This is a genomic window from Streptomyces sp. NPDC059874, from assembly GCF_042731135.1.
GTDB lineage: Bacteria > Actinomycetota > Actinomycetes > Streptomycetales > Streptomycetaceae > Streptomyces.
In genome coordinates this window covers 1-13,540 of sequence record NZ_JBHWJY010000094.1, presented here as the reverse complement: position 1 = coordinate 13,540, position 13,540 = coordinate 1, and the positions used below count along the sequence as shown (strand labels likewise).

Here is a 13,540-nt window from a genome sequence, read left to right as displayed (position 1 = left end):
CGGGCGCCGTACCCCCGCCGTCACGGATGACGGGAGCGTGAGGCGACCGCACCACCGGGAATGGGCGGGCGGGGAGCAGCTGCTGCCGCGATGTGGTGCTGGCCGGTGTGGTCGCTCCGCGTCGGTACCGGTCTCGTCGTGGCCGATGAGCGTGTCGTCTCAAGACCTGCATGCGTTGCGGACCAGCCTCGCGCCGTTGTGCGCGGGCGTCGCATCGCGATGGCTTGGGCCCATGCGTGCTGAGCGGTGGGGTGGGCGGTGCGGGACCGCGGTCAGGTCCAGGCCGTGGGTTGAGGCGTCGATGTGGTTGCTGCCGGTCGGCACCGCTGTCCTGATCCGGAGGCTGCCAGGTTTCGGGAGGGCGCCCAAGGCCGTTCGTACAGTGGCGCGCTCCACCTTGTGCGCCCTCCCGAAACCTGGCGGGGGCGGTGCCCATCAGGACAGCGGCACCGACCTCCGAGGGAGCACACCATGGCCTGCACCGACCCCCAGTGCGACGGCGGCATCATCCCCAACCCGTACTCGGACGACCCCGAGGACCTCACCCTCTGCCCCGCCTGCAACCACGGCTACGACCCCCGCGACCACCACGACTACGCGGGCTGACCCCATCCACTGGGCCCCGGCGCGAGTCGGGGCCTTGGCTCGTCGGACGGCGGGCTGTCAGTGCTCGGGCATATCGTCTCGCCCATGGCGAGCAAACCCCCTGAGAACTGGCGTGCCTACATGGCCGAGACGGCCCGCGAGGTGGCGGCCGGGACTCTGCCCCCGGAGTGCGCCAGCGTGGCGGATCTCTACCCCGAGTCGTTGCTGCGGGCGACAGACGCTGCCCTGGAGGTGTTCGAAGGCGAAGTGCGCGCGCTGCGGGAACCGTCCGACGATGCTGTCTTCGGGACTGTTGAGAGGGTGGTTCTCGCACTCAATGCCGTCAACTGGGACAAACGGCATGGTGGCCCTCATTTCTGCACTGAGGAGCGGGAGCAGCTGTGCGAGTACATCTACCTCACCTTGAGCGAGCACGGTGTGGACGTCGACGCTCTGGCGGCGAGGCGGGGCATCGATCCGGCAGCGATCACGGACCGCTGGCGCGACTGGTGAGGCCCGTGCTGTACAGCAGCGGCGTACCGCAACCACCGCAACCACTCCTGGCCGCCAGTACCCCGGCGAGGCCGTGAAGCAGCCGGTATGGCCGTCGTTGACCGATCCGGCTAGAGCTACGGATCAGAACACGATGCGCTGGCGCGGGTACCGTGCCGGCGCATCGCCGTTTCTGGAGAGAGACTCATGGCTGATCGGTCCTGGCAACTCAAGCAAGGTGAGACGTTGCTTGGCACACTCGCTCTGGACTACATCGACCAGCCCTTATTCCACTGTGACTTCACGGCCGCGGCTGCTTGGGAAGGCGTCCGTCCCACCCTCGGAGCATGCACCCGCGCGGCGCATGAGGCCGACGACGCTGACCCGGCAGGAGTTGACCGAGCATGACAGGCGGACAACGGCGCACCGCTGATCAGGGCCCCGGAAGGAAACCGCGGAGATGCCTGGGACCAACGACCCGAATGAGTGAGCCATCAAGCACGACTTCAGCTGCTTTAAGGACCACATCGTCAGGCCCCACTACGACACCTTGAGCTTTGGGTACCAGCTCTTCGAGTGCCTCAGCCACGTAGGTCGTAACCTGGTGATACCCCTTGCGTCGAACTTCTCCAGCTCCACCAAACTTGCATTCAAAAAGATACGCCGCGACACCTTTCTGAATTATGGCCAAGTCTGCACCTACCGGGTCCGCGGAGCTCCCGAACACACCTTCCATCAGGTCGATATAGGGGGACTGGATATTGTAGTGGTCCCATATTCTGCTCGCTTCGAACCAGATATCCCAGGTTTGTCCGTCCGGCGATTCTGCGACGTAATTGGGGCCACCCCTCTTACTCCCGGACAGCGGGCGCAGGCTAGCCAGCTTCCATCCCGCATCGCGAAGATTCTTGAGTAGGACCCCGAGGGTACCCAGATGAAACAGTCGCCATCGAACATCATCATCAGGCAATAGGTGACGCCTGGCGAACTCCATCAGATCGGGCTTGTCAGCATCAGCTAGCAATTCCGCGACACCCGCGAGGTGAGTCCAAGGTGCACCCGACCTCCGCAAGGCGATGATGTCTTGCCGGGTCGGACGGATACCAGTCGAACTTTCGAGAGGAGGCTGCTCCCTGACGGCGAACAGGGTGGCCAGTTCTTGCTTCGCCGCATCCTTCAGAGACTCTCTCTCCAACTTTAGAGCGTCCTTGCGGATCTTCGCGATCTGATCAATGGTCCAGCTAAGGGATGTCGCCATCACCTGATCCGGAACTCTCGCCCGCTCGTTCACCACAAACTCGTCTGCTGGCCAGCCTCGACGAACCGCAGACGCGACCCAGTCAGTGCCCGGGTCCGGACTTGGAGAGACCCTGCGGGTTCTTCTGCTACTTGCCGGCAGAGCATCAGTCCAGTCGGTGGTCTTCCTGGGCCACCCATTGAGCAACTCAACCACCTTGGCGTACACCACACGGTTGGCACGCTGCTGAATTTCTAGCGCAGACCATCTGACTTCAGCCCAGTCGTCAGCAACGCCAGCTAGGGCATTGTAAAGCTGAGCTTTACTGCTCCAGCCACGAAGGACCTCCTCAAGCCCATCTTCGGGTATTTCATGCTTATGCGACGCGGAATTCAGATCGGGCATCATCGGATGTGCTGTAGCTGTTGGTTGACCCAGTTCCATTCCGACCCAAGGGCATCCCGGTCTGACAACTTGTCACCAAGTTCATCCAAAGTGGGATCATCGAGCCGCGCAAGCCAGGGGCCGAAACAGATGAGGTAGGCCTCGGCCAGCAGCGCTCCGAGAGTGACGTCGGAGTCTTTGAGTCCGGCGGTCACACTCTGAGGTAGCGACAGGAAGAGTGCTGGACCCATCGCCGTGTCCGGAGATGCGTAATGAATCTCATATATGCGCGAGACACGATCCGCGAGATCGGACAGCTGATCTTCCAAGAGAGGCAGGTTCCTTGACCGCTCGACGAAGATCTCACGGAACAGGCTGGGTTCGGGGGGCGCGACAGGAATCTGCGCAAACCTACGCCCGAGCGCTAGACCGAAGCGAAAGACCCGTTGGGCATCCAGGGAATTGTACGTGCCGATGAGGCGCCACTCTTGGCCGGCCTTATACTCGATTGTTCTGAGCTGCGCCGCCGCTCCAGGCATCCCTTCATCTTCAGTCATTGGGGCCGAAACCGGCGTGTCTGCCCACCCCAAACGAATCTCGGTCGGATCTCCCGGCGCCGCACGGCCGACAGTGACTGACTCCATCGAATCACCAGTCAGCCACGTGAGAAGACCTCCGAAAATCCGGTCCATGTCTGCACGATTGGCCTCATCGATGAGAAGCCATTTGTCTTCCTGAATGGCCTGCAGTACGTAGCCCGGCGCAAAGTGGATGGACCCCTCACTGTCGATGGTGTCACCACCAATGAGCTCGCGGACCGTCCAACTCTCGTCAGCCGTCACAGTCATGAGCTCATGAGGCACTTCCATGCCGTAGGCAGATGGGTCTGCCTGCACCTCTCGTATGACCTCCCAGATCAAGGAGGACTTGCCAGTGCCGGGCGGCCCCACGAGCATGATCGCCTTGTGCGAGGCGATAGCGTTTTTCAGCATCCTTCGGGTTCGCTCGTCGATCTTCAGCACAGGCACCAGGCGCGGTGCTGGTGTCGTCTGAGCAACCGCCTCGTCGAAGGGCAGCGTCCCAAAAGCATCGGCCCTGGCCACGGGGAGGCTCTCAACCGACAATCCGCCGAGCGTCGACCGAAGAACGTTGGTCAAACGCTCAACCTCAGGACCTGCGTGTCCACTGAGCAAACGCCTGGGGACCCATGCAGGGGATTGCCCCTCACGCTGCGCCATGAGCAGCAGCGGCTGACCGGTACGCCTCACGACATTCCGCGCCGCCTCGACGCTGGCCTCGTACTCCTGCGGGTACGGAATCAGAGCGATCAACAGATCCGCTTGCTGCGCACGGCTCGACTGCGTCATGCGTACGGTCATGTTGCCAGCCTTGCTGACGTAGCCCGTGTAGATCTTCCCAGCTCCGAGACCGATCAGTTCGGAGAGCCGACTCTCCAACCGTCTGTACTTGGTAGCGCTGGGAGCTGGGTGGTTGATGCCAGCCAGCAAGTGGTCAATCTCGATCAAGATATCGGACACGAGGCGAGGGTAACCGCTACCCGAGGTCCAGAGGACAGGAACGTAGCACCTCACATCGCACGAAGCCCCTGCCGCTGGAGCAGCGTTGGGCCTTCCCAGCAGCAGATGCGTCGCTAGAGGAGGCCTGTCGGCCGGGTCAGTTCGACGTGCTCCTTCATGTGGAGAAGGAACGTCTCGTCGAACCTAAGATTCGCCTTCTGTGTGCGGGAATAGAAACCAGCTGCAGCCCGGTGGCTCAGCGGGCTGAGCCCTTCACGGTCGACAAGGTCCATGAGGTGCGTGTACTCGCGCTGCTCCGGCCACATGGTTACGTGGGAGCGCCACCTTTTGCCCTTGCACCCCCAGGCCGCAGTGGGCCATCGGGCACTTTCCGACAGTCTGTCGCCTTCGGCCTCGTCGTATTCCCCCGGGCTCACAAGCTGCTCACCCAGCCACTGCGAAACGCCGACCGTGACTGCGTTGCCGACCAACTTCCAGCGGTCGCGCCCGCCCTTTTTATCGGCCGTTGCTTCGGTCAATGTCCAATCCTTGTCGAACCCCTGAAGCTGCTCGGCGTCAGTGATCGACGGCGTCACAATCCGGTGGCCAGCGGGGTTGCCAGGGATCCAGACGCCCGGGGGGGACGGGATGCTCAGCCCCGAGCCGCCCTTCACCGTGGGAACTGCGTCGCGTGCCCACCCCAAACCGCGGAGGCCCTCAGTCCAGTAGAAACCGTGAGCATCGCTTGCCCGACCGCTCTCGTCGGGCTCACCTGCATCGTCGGCAAGAAGCACACTCCGAGGGTCCTCGGTACGGCTCGCCACGAAGAGGACACGCTGACGCCGCTGCGGCACGCCGGTGAATCGAGAGTCGACGAGCCGGTACGCCCACGCGTACCCGAGGGCTTCGAGCTCTTGTACGAGGTGGAGCATCGCTTTGCCCTTGTCGAGCACCAGCATGTTCCGCACGTTCTCCAGCACCAGCCAGCGCGGGTGGTGCTTCTGAAGCAAGCGGAAGACATGGGATACAAGGCCAGACTGCTCTCCCCCGATGCCAGCGGTACGGCCGGCTTGGGAGAGATCCTGGCAGGGGAATCCTGCCGTCACGACGTCTACGTCGCCCGGAAGGGCATCGAGCTGCTGAACGTCAGGCTCAAGGGGAATGTCGGGGAAATGCCTGGTGAGCACAGCCTGGGCCGGTGACCAGACCTCACAGAGCAGCACAGTCTCCAGCCCGGCCCTGCTGAGGCCCAGCTCAAGACCGCCCACGCCGGCGAAGAGACCCGCCACGCGGAGAGGCGGGCGACTGACATCTTGCTCATTTCTCACGGAGAGATCCTGTCATACGAGGCTGACATCGACTGCGTCACAGAACCAGCGCACCGATCAAGCCTGAGTGAGTCGGCTGCTCCTCAAACCGCTTGCAACTGGCGGGCTCGCCCTTGGTCGCGCGAAGGCAGGGCAGGGAGAACCTAGACGCACCCTGAAGGCCCGCTACGACCGGACCTGCTCCGCGGCACGCCGAAGTTGTGCCGCACATCACACAGCTGGAGTCTGTGAAGGTTCCACCATTAGTCATGGGCCAGATGCCGAGCCCGCCGCTTAGCCACTTCATCACTCTTAATCCGCAGCCAGTCACAGATGGCGACCCCAACGCTTGCTCGGTCTGACGAGGGCGGAGGTGCGTGCCCGGGCAACCGTGGCCTATTTGTGGACGCGGACCCTCAGCAGACTCTCCCAGGCGGCTGTGACCTGCTGAAACTCCCGAGAATCACGGGGACTCCGGAGCCGTTTGCCAGTCCTCGTCACCCGTGAACAGTGAAGCCCCCAGATCTCTGGGAGCTTCACTGTTCACGGGTTGCGGCGTCACTAGTCGGAAGCCTCCGGCGGGCGAGGAGCTGCGGTCCGTCCTTCGTGGGTGTAGAGGGCTGGTATCGCTAGGCGGTGGCCGCGGCTGGTTGCTACGCGGACCACGTCCCTCAAGGCTCCAGTCAGGTCCGCTGCCAGGAGGCGGAGTTCATCCGGATCCGCCTCCTGATCGGCGAGGACTTCAACGGCGTGGTCGAGGAGTTCGGCCCCCAAGCCGAGCTGCGCCGCCTCGGCGTTGTCGGCGAGGCGGGACAGGTAGCTGGCGTTGTCGTCGGCGCTCAGGAAGCAGGGCTTGCCGTCTGGGCCCGACCATGGCAGGAGTCGCAGTTCGTTTGAGGGGGTCACGCTTCCGCCCTCCTGGCTTCGGTCTTGTGGTGGGTGGTGAAGACGGCATCGGCGCGATCGCCAGGGAGCGCCAAGAGGGCCGCCTCGACCACGCGGCCGGTGGTGTCGGTCACCACGCGGGTGATCGAGAGGATGGCCAGAGTCGAGCTGATGCGAAGGGTCGTCGCTTCGTCTGGAGTGGGGAGGCGGGTGCTGACCGTTTCCTGGACCACGGCCAGCGGTGGGCGCAGGTCTGGCAGTCGTGCGGCTAACAGCCCTTCCGGGACGTCGGCCGGCGCCAGGTCTCGCGGCACGTAGATGCGGGCGAGGCTGTGCGGTGTTTTCCCCTCGTGGCTGAGGCAGAGGAATTCCGTCAGGGGACTGCGGGGCGAGACCTTGAGGAGGGCGGTCAGGTGGCCGTGCGCTCGGAGGTTGGTGGCGCGGACGGTGGTGTGGAGGGGCTCTTCGGCCGGGGTCAGTGCCCTCGGCATGTATGCGCCGCCGACGTATGTGGTCCTGCGGCGCGGGTGACGGACGAAGTTGCCGCTGCCGTGGATCTTCTCCACGAGTCCTTCGCCCTGGAGGAGAGCGAGGGCGTTCCGGAGCGTTGGCGTGCTGACCCTGTAGCGGGCCGCGAGTTGGGCTTCTGAAGGGAGGCGCTCGCCGGCTTTCAGGCGACCCACCGAGATCTGGTTTCGGAGGTCATCGGCGATGGCGTGCCGGCGGGAGGGCGCGGGATGGGTCACCAGTGCCTCCGCATCCGCAGTGCGACGAGACGGGTCCGGGCATGCATGGTCAGCTGCTCGCCCGATTCGAATCGCAGTCGCTTGGCGTTGGAAGGAAGTTGGATCAGGTCGATGACACGGCACGGCTGTCCGCCGACCTGGATGACGTCGCCGCACTGCACGCTGGTCGAGGTGATCTCGACGTTCGCGGCGAGGGCGCCGGTTGGCGTCCATCGCATCACTGGGTCACCCGCCGCGGCTCGGACGGGTCGCCCGCCGTGTGGCACGTGCAGTCGCAGGCTTCGTAGGTCACGGCCACTCCGATGGGGGCCGTGACAGGGGATGACTCTGCGCACTCACGGTGGGTGCCGATCGCGCACGAGCTCGACCGGTAGGGGTCATCCGCGCCGGGCGGTGGGCCCGGCCTGAGGGGGCGCCCACTGGTGCGGGAAGGGGTGGGGACCATACGGTTCGACACGCTGATCAGCTCCTATCGCTGATGGCCAGGTCCCCGGACGTCGCCCGTCGCGGGGACCGCTTTACGTACGGCGGCCCAGAGGGTGCGGCCGGTCAAGCTGCTGGCGAGGAGTCCGAACCGGTCGGCCTCCGCCACCACTTCCAGGACCTCCCGCCACGATTCGGCGGGCAGCGCTTCCGGTACCTCCGCTTCGATCGACGTGTATCGGGCGTGCTCCTCCACCCGCGTGGTCAGCCCCAGGGCGGACAGTCGCGCGGCGATGCCCTTGGCCCTTGCTTTCGAAGCGGGCACCAAGGGCCTCCGTCGCCGAGCGAACACGTTGAGTGAAGCTAGTTAACTAGATTAGAGCTAGTGGACTAGATTTTCTACATGCCTGAGCAGCCGCCTTATCTCCGCATCGCCGACGTACTGCGGCAGCGGATCGCGGAGCACGAGTGGACACCCGGCGACCGGCTCCCTTCGCGGGCCCAGATCGCCGAGGAGTGCGGCGTCGGCGAGAACGTCGTCCGCCGGGCGCAGGAGCTCTTGATCTCCCAGGGCGTGTTGGAAGGTCGCGCGGGCTCGGGTACGTACGTCGCGGAGCCCCGGCAGCGCGTGAGGGTCGTCCGATCGTCGGCTCGTGAGCAGCCCGGTGGCTCTCCCTTCCGCGCGGACATGCAGGCCCTGGGCAGGCAGGGGAACTGGGAGAGCCGAACCGAGGCGAAGGTTCCCGCGCCTGTCGAGATTGCTGCGCGGCTCGGTATCGCCGTTGGGGAGCTGTGCGTGCGCACGGTGTACGAGTTCCTTGCCGATGGCAGGCCGGTGCAGTTGTCGACGAGTTGGGAGCCGTATGAGCTCACCGCCGGCACGCTGGTTGTGCTGCCAGAGGGTGGGCCGCACGCCGGCGTTGGCGTCGTGAACCGGATGGCCACGATCGGGATCACGGTCAGCCACGCTGTGGAGCAGCCGGAGCCGCGGCAGGCAACAGCCGAGGAGGCATCGCTCCTCGGGATCCAGAAGGCCGCTCTGGTCACGCACGTCCGGCGGACGTACTACAGCGACCAGGGGCAGCCCGTGGAGACGGCGGACATCGTCATCCCTGCCGCGCTGTGCGAGATCGTCTACGAGATCCCTGTCGGTCGCTAGCACGGACGTGCTGCAACCCGTTTCGCGGCCGCCTGGCAACAGGTCGCATGGCGTGCGGGACCGGGAGAGTCGCTGGGTCGGCCGCAGGTTAGCGTGGCTGCATGAATGAACCGCTGATCAAGGTGCAGAGCTCAGCCGGCGAGGCTCGCATCAAGGCCAACGCGGAAGGGCTTCGCGTCCTCGCGGAGCGACTGTTGGAGCTCGCCGGCCCCGGCATACGGGACGGGCACCACCTGCACCTCGATGCGAGCGTTGACCTGGAGGACGGCTCGTCCGGCCTCGTTCTGGAGCGCGACGACTCGCTCTAGGCGCACCCTCGCGTGCTCACACACCCCCCGAAGCTGGCGACTACTCGAAGTGGCGCCGTACACCTGCGCAGGCCACCAGTGCGCTGCCATCCTCAGTGAGGAAGGCGAGGTAGCACCAGCTGCCGTCGGCGGCCATGATCAATCCGGTTCGCACAGGCTGGTCATGCTGCCGGAGGAGCTGCACCGCTCGTTCCAGCCCCAGAGTCTCGCCGACACCCCTCCGCCGCATGTTCCGGAGTCGGAGGCCGTAGAGATGGGCGTGCTGCTGTGAGGGAATAGTCGAATCCGGTACTTCGTGGGTAGCGCCGGCTTGAAGGGCATCCAGGGCAGCCACAGATGCCGCGTCATCGCCAGTCAGTAGCCGTTCCAACTGATGCCGTTCCATAGCCACCCCCCCCCTCTGGCATCCTGCGTTGCGGTAGTGATGTGCGGCAACCGCGTATACCGCGCACCCGCCGCTGTCTCCCCACGGCCCCGACTGGCCGTGTCCCCTGCGTGCCCGAACGGGAGGGCTTCAGCGGGGAGTCTCGGGGAATCCCGGGGAGTCAGGCGGGGACGTGCAGGTCAAAGACTTGGCAGGTGAGCCGGTGGGCGCGTACGCGATCTTCCAAACTAGCTACGCGGGTTCGATTCCCGTCACCCGCTCTGAAGCACAAAGGGCCAGGTCAGAGGGTAATTCCTCGACCTGGCCCTTCGTCGTTCCCGGGGGCTCCGGCCGGCCCGAGTCGGAGGGAACCTAGAGCTTGATGTTCGCGATCATCGTCGCGAGGGAGTTCAGGAAGCGGTTCACGTCGTCCGCGATCGAGCTGGACGCCAGGAAGAAGCCGAAGAGGGCCGCGACGATGGCGGGGCCCGCCTTGATGTGGTTGCCGCGGATCAGCACCACCAGGATGACCGCCAACAGAACCACCACTGACAGCGAAATGGCCACTACTGATCACACCTTCGGTCGTCCCCTGGTCGGCCCGGGGCGCACGGCCAAGCACACCCCCACATGGACCATCCTCCCACCAACCGGCCCCGGCTATCCGCCCCGTGACGAATCGCCATCGTTCCGTTTGCGCGGTCAGGGTGTGGTGAGGCCCAAGAGGGTACGGACATACGCGTACTTCGCGGACAGACGGTCGCGGGTGGGGGCGTCCAGGACGGCGAGGCGGGCGGGGTCTGCGTTGTGGGCGAGGTCCGCCTCCTTGACCAGGAGGGCGCCCGGGGTGGCCAGGATGCGGGCGGTGTACTGCTCGACCGGTTCGCCGGGGATCTTGGTGACGGCCAGGACCATGTCCTTCACCGACTGCGGGAGGGCGGCCGAATCCAACCAGGTGAGGCTGAGGGCCTCGTCCTCGATCGCGTCGTGGAGCCAGGCCGCCGCCTGCTGTTCGGGGCCGCCGCCGCGCAGCCGGACTCCCTCGGCCACGGCCGCGAGGTGTTCCGCGTACGGCCGGCCGGCCTTGTCGGTCTGGCCCTCGTGGGCGGTGCGCGCGAGGGTCTCGATCTCGGGGAGGGTCAGGGGACGGGCCGCCGTCATGTGAGGTCCTTCGCTGCCGTACGGAGGGCCTCGGCGGCCCGGCGTACATCCGCCTGCGTGGTACGCCAGTTGGAGAACGCGGCGCGCAGGGCGGGTGTTCCCGCGTAGACGGTCGGGGTGAGGAAGACCTCGGAGGAGACGGCTTCGCGGAGGGCTGTGAGGCGGGCCTGGGTGGGTGCCTCGGACAGCGTGAAGCAGACCACGTTGAGCCGGACCGGGGCGAGGAGGCGGAAGGCCGGGTCCTGGGAGAGCCGTTCTCCCAGGGCGTGGGCGCAGGCGATGTCGCGTTCGACGATCTCCCGGTGACCGCGGCGGCCGTAGGCGCGGAGGGTGAACCAGGCGGCGAGGGCGCGCAGTCGGTGGGAGTTCTCCGGGGTGAGGTGGACGAGGTCGGGGTGCTCGCCGAGGGGGCCGAGGTAGGCGGCGGAGTTGGCGAAGACGCGGGCCTGGAGGTCGCGGCGGCGGGTGAACTGGACGGCGCTGTCGTAGGGGACGTTGAGCCACTTGTGGAGGTCGACGCAGACGGAGTCGGACGCGTCGAGACCCTCGGCGAGGTGGGCATGGGCCGGGGAGAGGGCCGCGAAGGCGCCGAACGCGGCGTCGGTGTGGAGCCAGAAGTCGTGGCGTTCGCGGAGGGCGGCGATCGCGCGGAGGTCGTCGAAGTCGACGGTGTTGACGGTGCCGGCGTTGGCGACGACCACGGCCGGGCCGGGGGTGTCGGCGAGGGCCCGGTCGAGGGCGGCGGGGTCGACGGCCTCCCGGCCGGGGAGGGTGGGGACGGGAACGAGGGAGTTGCGGCCCAGGCCCAGGACCGACAGGGCCTTGGCGATGGAGGAGTGGGGGGCGCCGGAGAGGACCCGGACGGGGCCCAGCGCGGCGGCGCCGTCGTCGGCCGGGGACACCCCGAGGCGTTCGCCGAGCCATTCTCGGGCGATGGCGAGGCCGGTGGTGTTGGACATCGTGGCGCCGCTGACGAAGGTGCCGGTATGCGCTTCGGAGAGGCCGAAGAGCTCGCGGAGCCAGGTGACGGTTTCGCGTTCGAGGTCCTGGCCGGCGCCGTCGAGGGCGGAGTTGGAGTTCTGGTCGTGCGCGGCGGTCAGCCAGTCCCCCGCGAGGGCAGCCGGGGTGGCGCCGCCGGTGACGAACCCGAGGTAGCGGGGTCCGGCCGAGGCCGACAGCCGGGGCTCCCAGCGCTCGCGGAAGGCGGCGAGGGCCCGCTCGGCGCCGTCGCCGTGCTCCGGGAGCGGCTCGGGAGCCGGCGCCTTGGCCTTCGGCGGTACGACGGCACGCTCGTCCAGGGTGGCGAGCGCGTCGGCGGCGGCGCGGCGGGTGGCTTCGAGGAGTTCGGGGAGCCGGGCGAGGTCTGTGGCGAGCGTGCGGTCCATGGGGGCACGCTATGCGTCGCCGGGGCGGTGGAGGCGGGCCAATCCGGGGTGAGTGGCCCGGTTCCGGCCGGGGGGCCGTCGTAGGGTCGGGGGATGATCGCGAAGCGGTGGGTGCGGGGCGCTGTCGGGGCCGTGGCCGTGTCGGGGGTGCTGGTGGGGTTGGCGGGCTGCGAGATGCCTCCGCCACCTCGGGCCGCGCCGGGGCCCACGGGTGCGCCGGCCCGAGCGTCCGCGCCGGCGCCGCGACCCCCCTCGTCGAGGCCGTCGCCGCCGGAGCAGCCGGCGTGTCCGGAGGGCGGGGTCCGGCTCGTCGAGGGGGACGGGAACGCGGCGATGGGCCTGCGGGTGGCGGAGATCCAGCTGGTCAACTGCGGTGCGCAGCCGTACGTACTGGAGGGATACCCGCGACTTTCACTGCGGGACGACAGGAACGATCCGGTGGAGGTGGCCGTCGAGCACGGGACGGCGGGCATCACCTCGGGGGCACCGGCCGTGGACGCGCCGCCGGAGCGGGTGACACTGGCGCCGGGGCAGGCCGCCTCGATGGCGATGGTGTGGCGCAATCTCGTCACCGACTCCACGGTGGCGGCGGTGACGGCGCGGATCGTGGAGATCGAGCCGCGGTCCGGTGCGCCCCGGCTGTGGCTCCGGCTCGCCCTGCCGGTCGATCTCGGGAACACCGGGAAGCTGGGAGTCGGTCCGTGGACGGCGGTGGGCCGGTGATCGTGTGGCTGAACGGGCCGTTCGGGGGCGGGAAGACGCAGACCGCGTACGAGTTGCACCGGCGGTTGGCGGGGAGCGTGGTGTGCGATCCGGAGCACGTCGGCTTCGGGCTGCACCGGATGATGCCAGCCGCGTTGCGCGGGGATTTCCAGGACCTCCCGGCGTGGCGGCAGGGGGTGTTCGAGGTCTTGGACCTGGCGGCGGAGCGGTATCCGGGGGTGGTGCTGGTGCCGATGACCGTGACGGACCCGGCGTACTTCACCGAGACGGTGGGCCGACTCCGCGAACGCGGCCACGATGTACGGCACTTCGCCCTGCTGGCGCAGCGGGAGACCGTGCTGCGGAGACTCCGCGAGCGGGGACTGGGGCGGGGGCTGAAGCGGGAGAGCTTCGCGGTGGCCCGGCTGGACGGGTGCCTGGCGGCGCTCCGGGAACCGGAGTTCGCGGAGCACCTGGCGACCGACCGGCTGACGGTGCCGCAGGTCGCCGACCGGGTCGCCGCCTCGGCGGGCCTGAGCCTGACCCCGAACACCGACGGCCCCTTGCGGGGACGCCTGCGGCGAGTCCTGATCGGCGTACGGCACATCCGCTGCGACTAGGGCGGTGCCCGCCGGCCCGGACGGGGGCGGGCTGTGGCGGGGCGTCCCCGCAGGGCGCGGCGCCCGGGCCGGTGCCCGCCGGCCCGGACGGGGGCGGGTGTGCGGCGGGGCGTCCCCGCCGGCGCGGCCGGGGACGGCGTGTGGCGGGGCGTCCCCGCAGGGCGCGGCGCCCGGGCCGGCCCAGGTGGCAGCCGCCCGATCCGAAGGAAAAGGCCTATGCCGCCGCCGTGCCCGCGTAGGAGCGGGTCGTGAGGGTGGTCATGCG

Annotated in this window: 16 protein-coding genes; 6 read left to right on the top strand and 10 right to left on the bottom strand. The window is 67.5% G+C overall.

Features of this window, described 5'->3' with window-relative positions; genetic code table 11:
• Positions 1-471: 471 nt before the first annotated feature.
• Both ACFV9H_RS35470 and ACFV9H_RS35465 read left to right on the top strand, forming a co-directional pair.
• Entirely contained in the window at positions 472-606 is a 135-nt protein-coding gene (locus tag ACFV9H_RS35470; RefSeq protein ID WP_385406717.1) for a hypothetical protein, read from the top strand.
• Positions 607-690: 84 nt separating this feature from the next.
• Positions 691-1,098, top strand: a complete 408-nt coding sequence (locus ACFV9H_RS35465) for a hypothetical protein (RefSeq protein ID WP_385406715.1) — start codon at positions 691-693, stop codon at positions 1,096-1,098.
• A 412-nt stretch (positions 1,099-1,510) separates the two neighbouring features.
• Here ACFV9H_RS35465 and ACFV9H_RS35460 read toward each other — a convergent pair whose 3' ends face one another.
• The 7 genes from ACFV9H_RS35460 to ACFV9H_RS35430 all read right to left on the bottom strand — a co-directional run bounded on the left by ACFV9H_RS35460 (position 1,511) and on the right by ACFV9H_RS35430 (position 7,901).
• Positions 1,511-2,722 carry a hypothetical protein gene (locus ACFV9H_RS35460; RefSeq protein WP_385406713.1) on the bottom strand — a complete coding sequence of 404 codons (1,212 nt, stop codon included), beginning with the start codon at positions 2,720-2,722 and terminating at the stop codon, positions 1,511-1,513.
• Positions 2,719-4,236 carry an AAA family ATPase gene (locus tag ACFV9H_RS35455; protein WP_385406710.1) on the bottom strand — a complete coding sequence of 506 codons (1,518 nt, stop codon included), beginning with the start codon at positions 4,234-4,236 and terminating at the stop codon, positions 2,719-2,721. Before ACFV9H_RS35455 ends, ACFV9H_RS35460 begins: the two co-directional genes overlap by 4 nt.
• A 113-nt stretch (positions 4,237-4,349) precedes the next feature.
• Positions 4,350-5,504, bottom strand: a complete 1,155-nt coding sequence (locus ACFV9H_RS35450) for a DNA cytosine methyltransferase (protein WP_385406708.1) — start codon at positions 5,502-5,504, stop codon at positions 4,350-4,352.
• Between the two features lie 579 nt (positions 5,505-6,083).
• Positions 6,084-6,428, bottom strand: coding sequence for a hypothetical protein (locus tag ACFV9H_RS35445; RefSeq protein WP_385406705.1), 345 nt, complete (start codon positions 6,426-6,428; stop codon positions 6,084-6,086).
• Complete coding sequence (locus ACFV9H_RS35440) at positions 6,425-7,153, bottom strand: GntR family transcriptional regulator (protein ID WP_385406702.1); 729 nt, start codon at positions 7,151-7,153, stop codon at positions 6,425-6,427. The genes ACFV9H_RS35445 and ACFV9H_RS35440 overlap by 4 nt, the downstream gene beginning before the upstream one ends.
• The gene (locus ACFV9H_RS35435) at positions 7,150-7,371 is read right to left on the bottom strand and encodes a hypothetical protein (RefSeq protein WP_385406699.1); all 222 of its coding nucleotides are present in this window, start codon (positions 7,369-7,371) and stop codon (positions 7,150-7,152) included. Before ACFV9H_RS35435 ends, ACFV9H_RS35440 begins: the two co-directional genes overlap by 4 nt.
• Before the next feature lie 251 nt (positions 7,372-7,622).
• Positions 7,623-7,901: a hypothetical protein gene (locus ACFV9H_RS35430; RefSeq protein WP_385406696.1), complete on the bottom strand. Its 279-nt coding sequence runs from the start codon at positions 7,899-7,901 to the stop codon at positions 7,623-7,625.
• A 78-nt stretch (positions 7,902-7,979) separates the two neighbouring features.
• Between ACFV9H_RS35430 and ACFV9H_RS35425 the strand changes: the two genes are divergently transcribed.
• The gene (locus ACFV9H_RS35425; RefSeq protein ID WP_385406694.1) at positions 7,980-8,735 is read left to right on the top strand and encodes a GntR family transcriptional regulator; all 756 of its coding nucleotides are present in this window, start codon (positions 7,980-7,982) and stop codon (positions 8,733-8,735) included.
• A 101-nt stretch (positions 8,736-8,836) separates the two neighbouring features.
• Positions 8,837-9,043 carry a hypothetical protein gene (locus tag ACFV9H_RS35420; protein WP_385406691.1) on the top strand — a complete coding sequence of 69 codons (207 nt, stop codon included), beginning with the start codon at positions 8,837-8,839 and terminating at the stop codon, positions 9,041-9,043.
• A gap of 736 nt (positions 9,044-9,779) precedes the next feature.
• Here the strand turns inward: ACFV9H_RS35420 and ACFV9H_RS35415 are convergent.
• The 3 genes from ACFV9H_RS35415 to ACFV9H_RS35405 form a co-directional block, all read right to left on the bottom strand.
• The gene (locus ACFV9H_RS35415) at positions 9,780-9,974 is read right to left on the bottom strand and encodes a hypothetical protein (protein WP_150519620.1); all 195 of its coding nucleotides are present in this window, start codon (positions 9,972-9,974) and stop codon (positions 9,780-9,782) included.
• A 135-nt stretch (positions 9,975-10,109) separates the two neighbouring features.
• Positions 10,110-10,568 carry an HD domain-containing protein gene (locus tag ACFV9H_RS35410; RefSeq protein ID WP_385406689.1) on the bottom strand — a complete coding sequence of 153 codons (459 nt, stop codon included), beginning with the start codon at positions 10,566-10,568 and terminating at the stop codon, positions 10,110-10,112.
• Positions 10,565-11,953, bottom strand: coding sequence for a pyridoxal phosphate-dependent decarboxylase family protein (locus ACFV9H_RS35405; RefSeq protein WP_385406686.1), 1,389 nt, complete (start codon positions 11,951-11,953; stop codon positions 10,565-10,567). Before ACFV9H_RS35405 ends, ACFV9H_RS35410 begins: the two co-directional genes overlap by 4 nt.
• A 333-nt stretch (positions 11,954-12,286) precedes the next feature.
• On the opposite strand from ACFV9H_RS35405, the gene ACFV9H_RS35400 reads away from it, so the two are divergent.
• Entirely contained in the window at positions 12,287-12,676 is a 390-nt protein-coding gene (locus ACFV9H_RS35400; protein ID WP_385406684.1) for a DUF4232 domain-containing protein, read from the top strand.
• Complete coding sequence (locus tag ACFV9H_RS35395) at positions 12,673-13,275, top strand: AAA family ATPase (RefSeq protein WP_385406764.1); 603 nt, start codon at positions 12,673-12,675, stop codon at positions 13,273-13,275. The genes ACFV9H_RS35400 and ACFV9H_RS35395 overlap by 4 nt, the downstream gene beginning before the upstream one ends.
• Positions 13,276-13,540: the final 265 nt, after the last annotated feature.

Coding starts and splice junctions, on each gene's coding strand:
- ACFV9H_RS35470 (WP_385406717.1), top strand. CDS start 472: ATGGCCTGCACCGACCCCCAGTGCGACGGCGGCATCATCCCCAACCCG.
- ACFV9H_RS35465 (WP_385406715.1), top strand. CDS start 691: ATGGCGAGCAAACCCCCTGAGAACTGGCGTGCCTACATGGCCGAGACG.
- ACFV9H_RS35460 (WP_385406713.1), bottom strand. CDS start 2,722: ATGATGCCCGATCTGAATTCCGCGTCGCATAAGCATGAAATACCCGAA.
- ACFV9H_RS35435 (WP_385406699.1), bottom strand. CDS start 7,371: ATGCGATGGACGCCAACCGGCGCCCTCGCCGCGAACGTCGAGATCACC.
- ACFV9H_RS35425 (WP_385406694.1), top strand. CDS start 7,980: ATGCCTGAGCAGCCGCCTTATCTCCGCATCGCCGACGTACTGCGGCAG.
- ACFV9H_RS35420 (WP_385406691.1), top strand. CDS start 8,837: ATGAATGAACCGCTGATCAAGGTGCAGAGCTCAGCCGGCGAGGCTCGC.
- ACFV9H_RS35410 (WP_385406689.1), bottom strand. CDS start 10,568: ATGACGGCGGCCCGTCCCCTGACCCTCCCCGAGATCGAGACCCTCGCG.
- ACFV9H_RS35405 (WP_385406686.1), bottom strand. CDS start 11,953: ATGGACCGCACGCTCGCCACAGACCTCGCCCGGCTCCCCGAACTCCTC.
- ACFV9H_RS35400 (WP_385406684.1), top strand. CDS start 12,287: ATGGGCCTGCGGGTGGCGGAGATCCAGCTGGTCAACTGCGGTGCGCAG.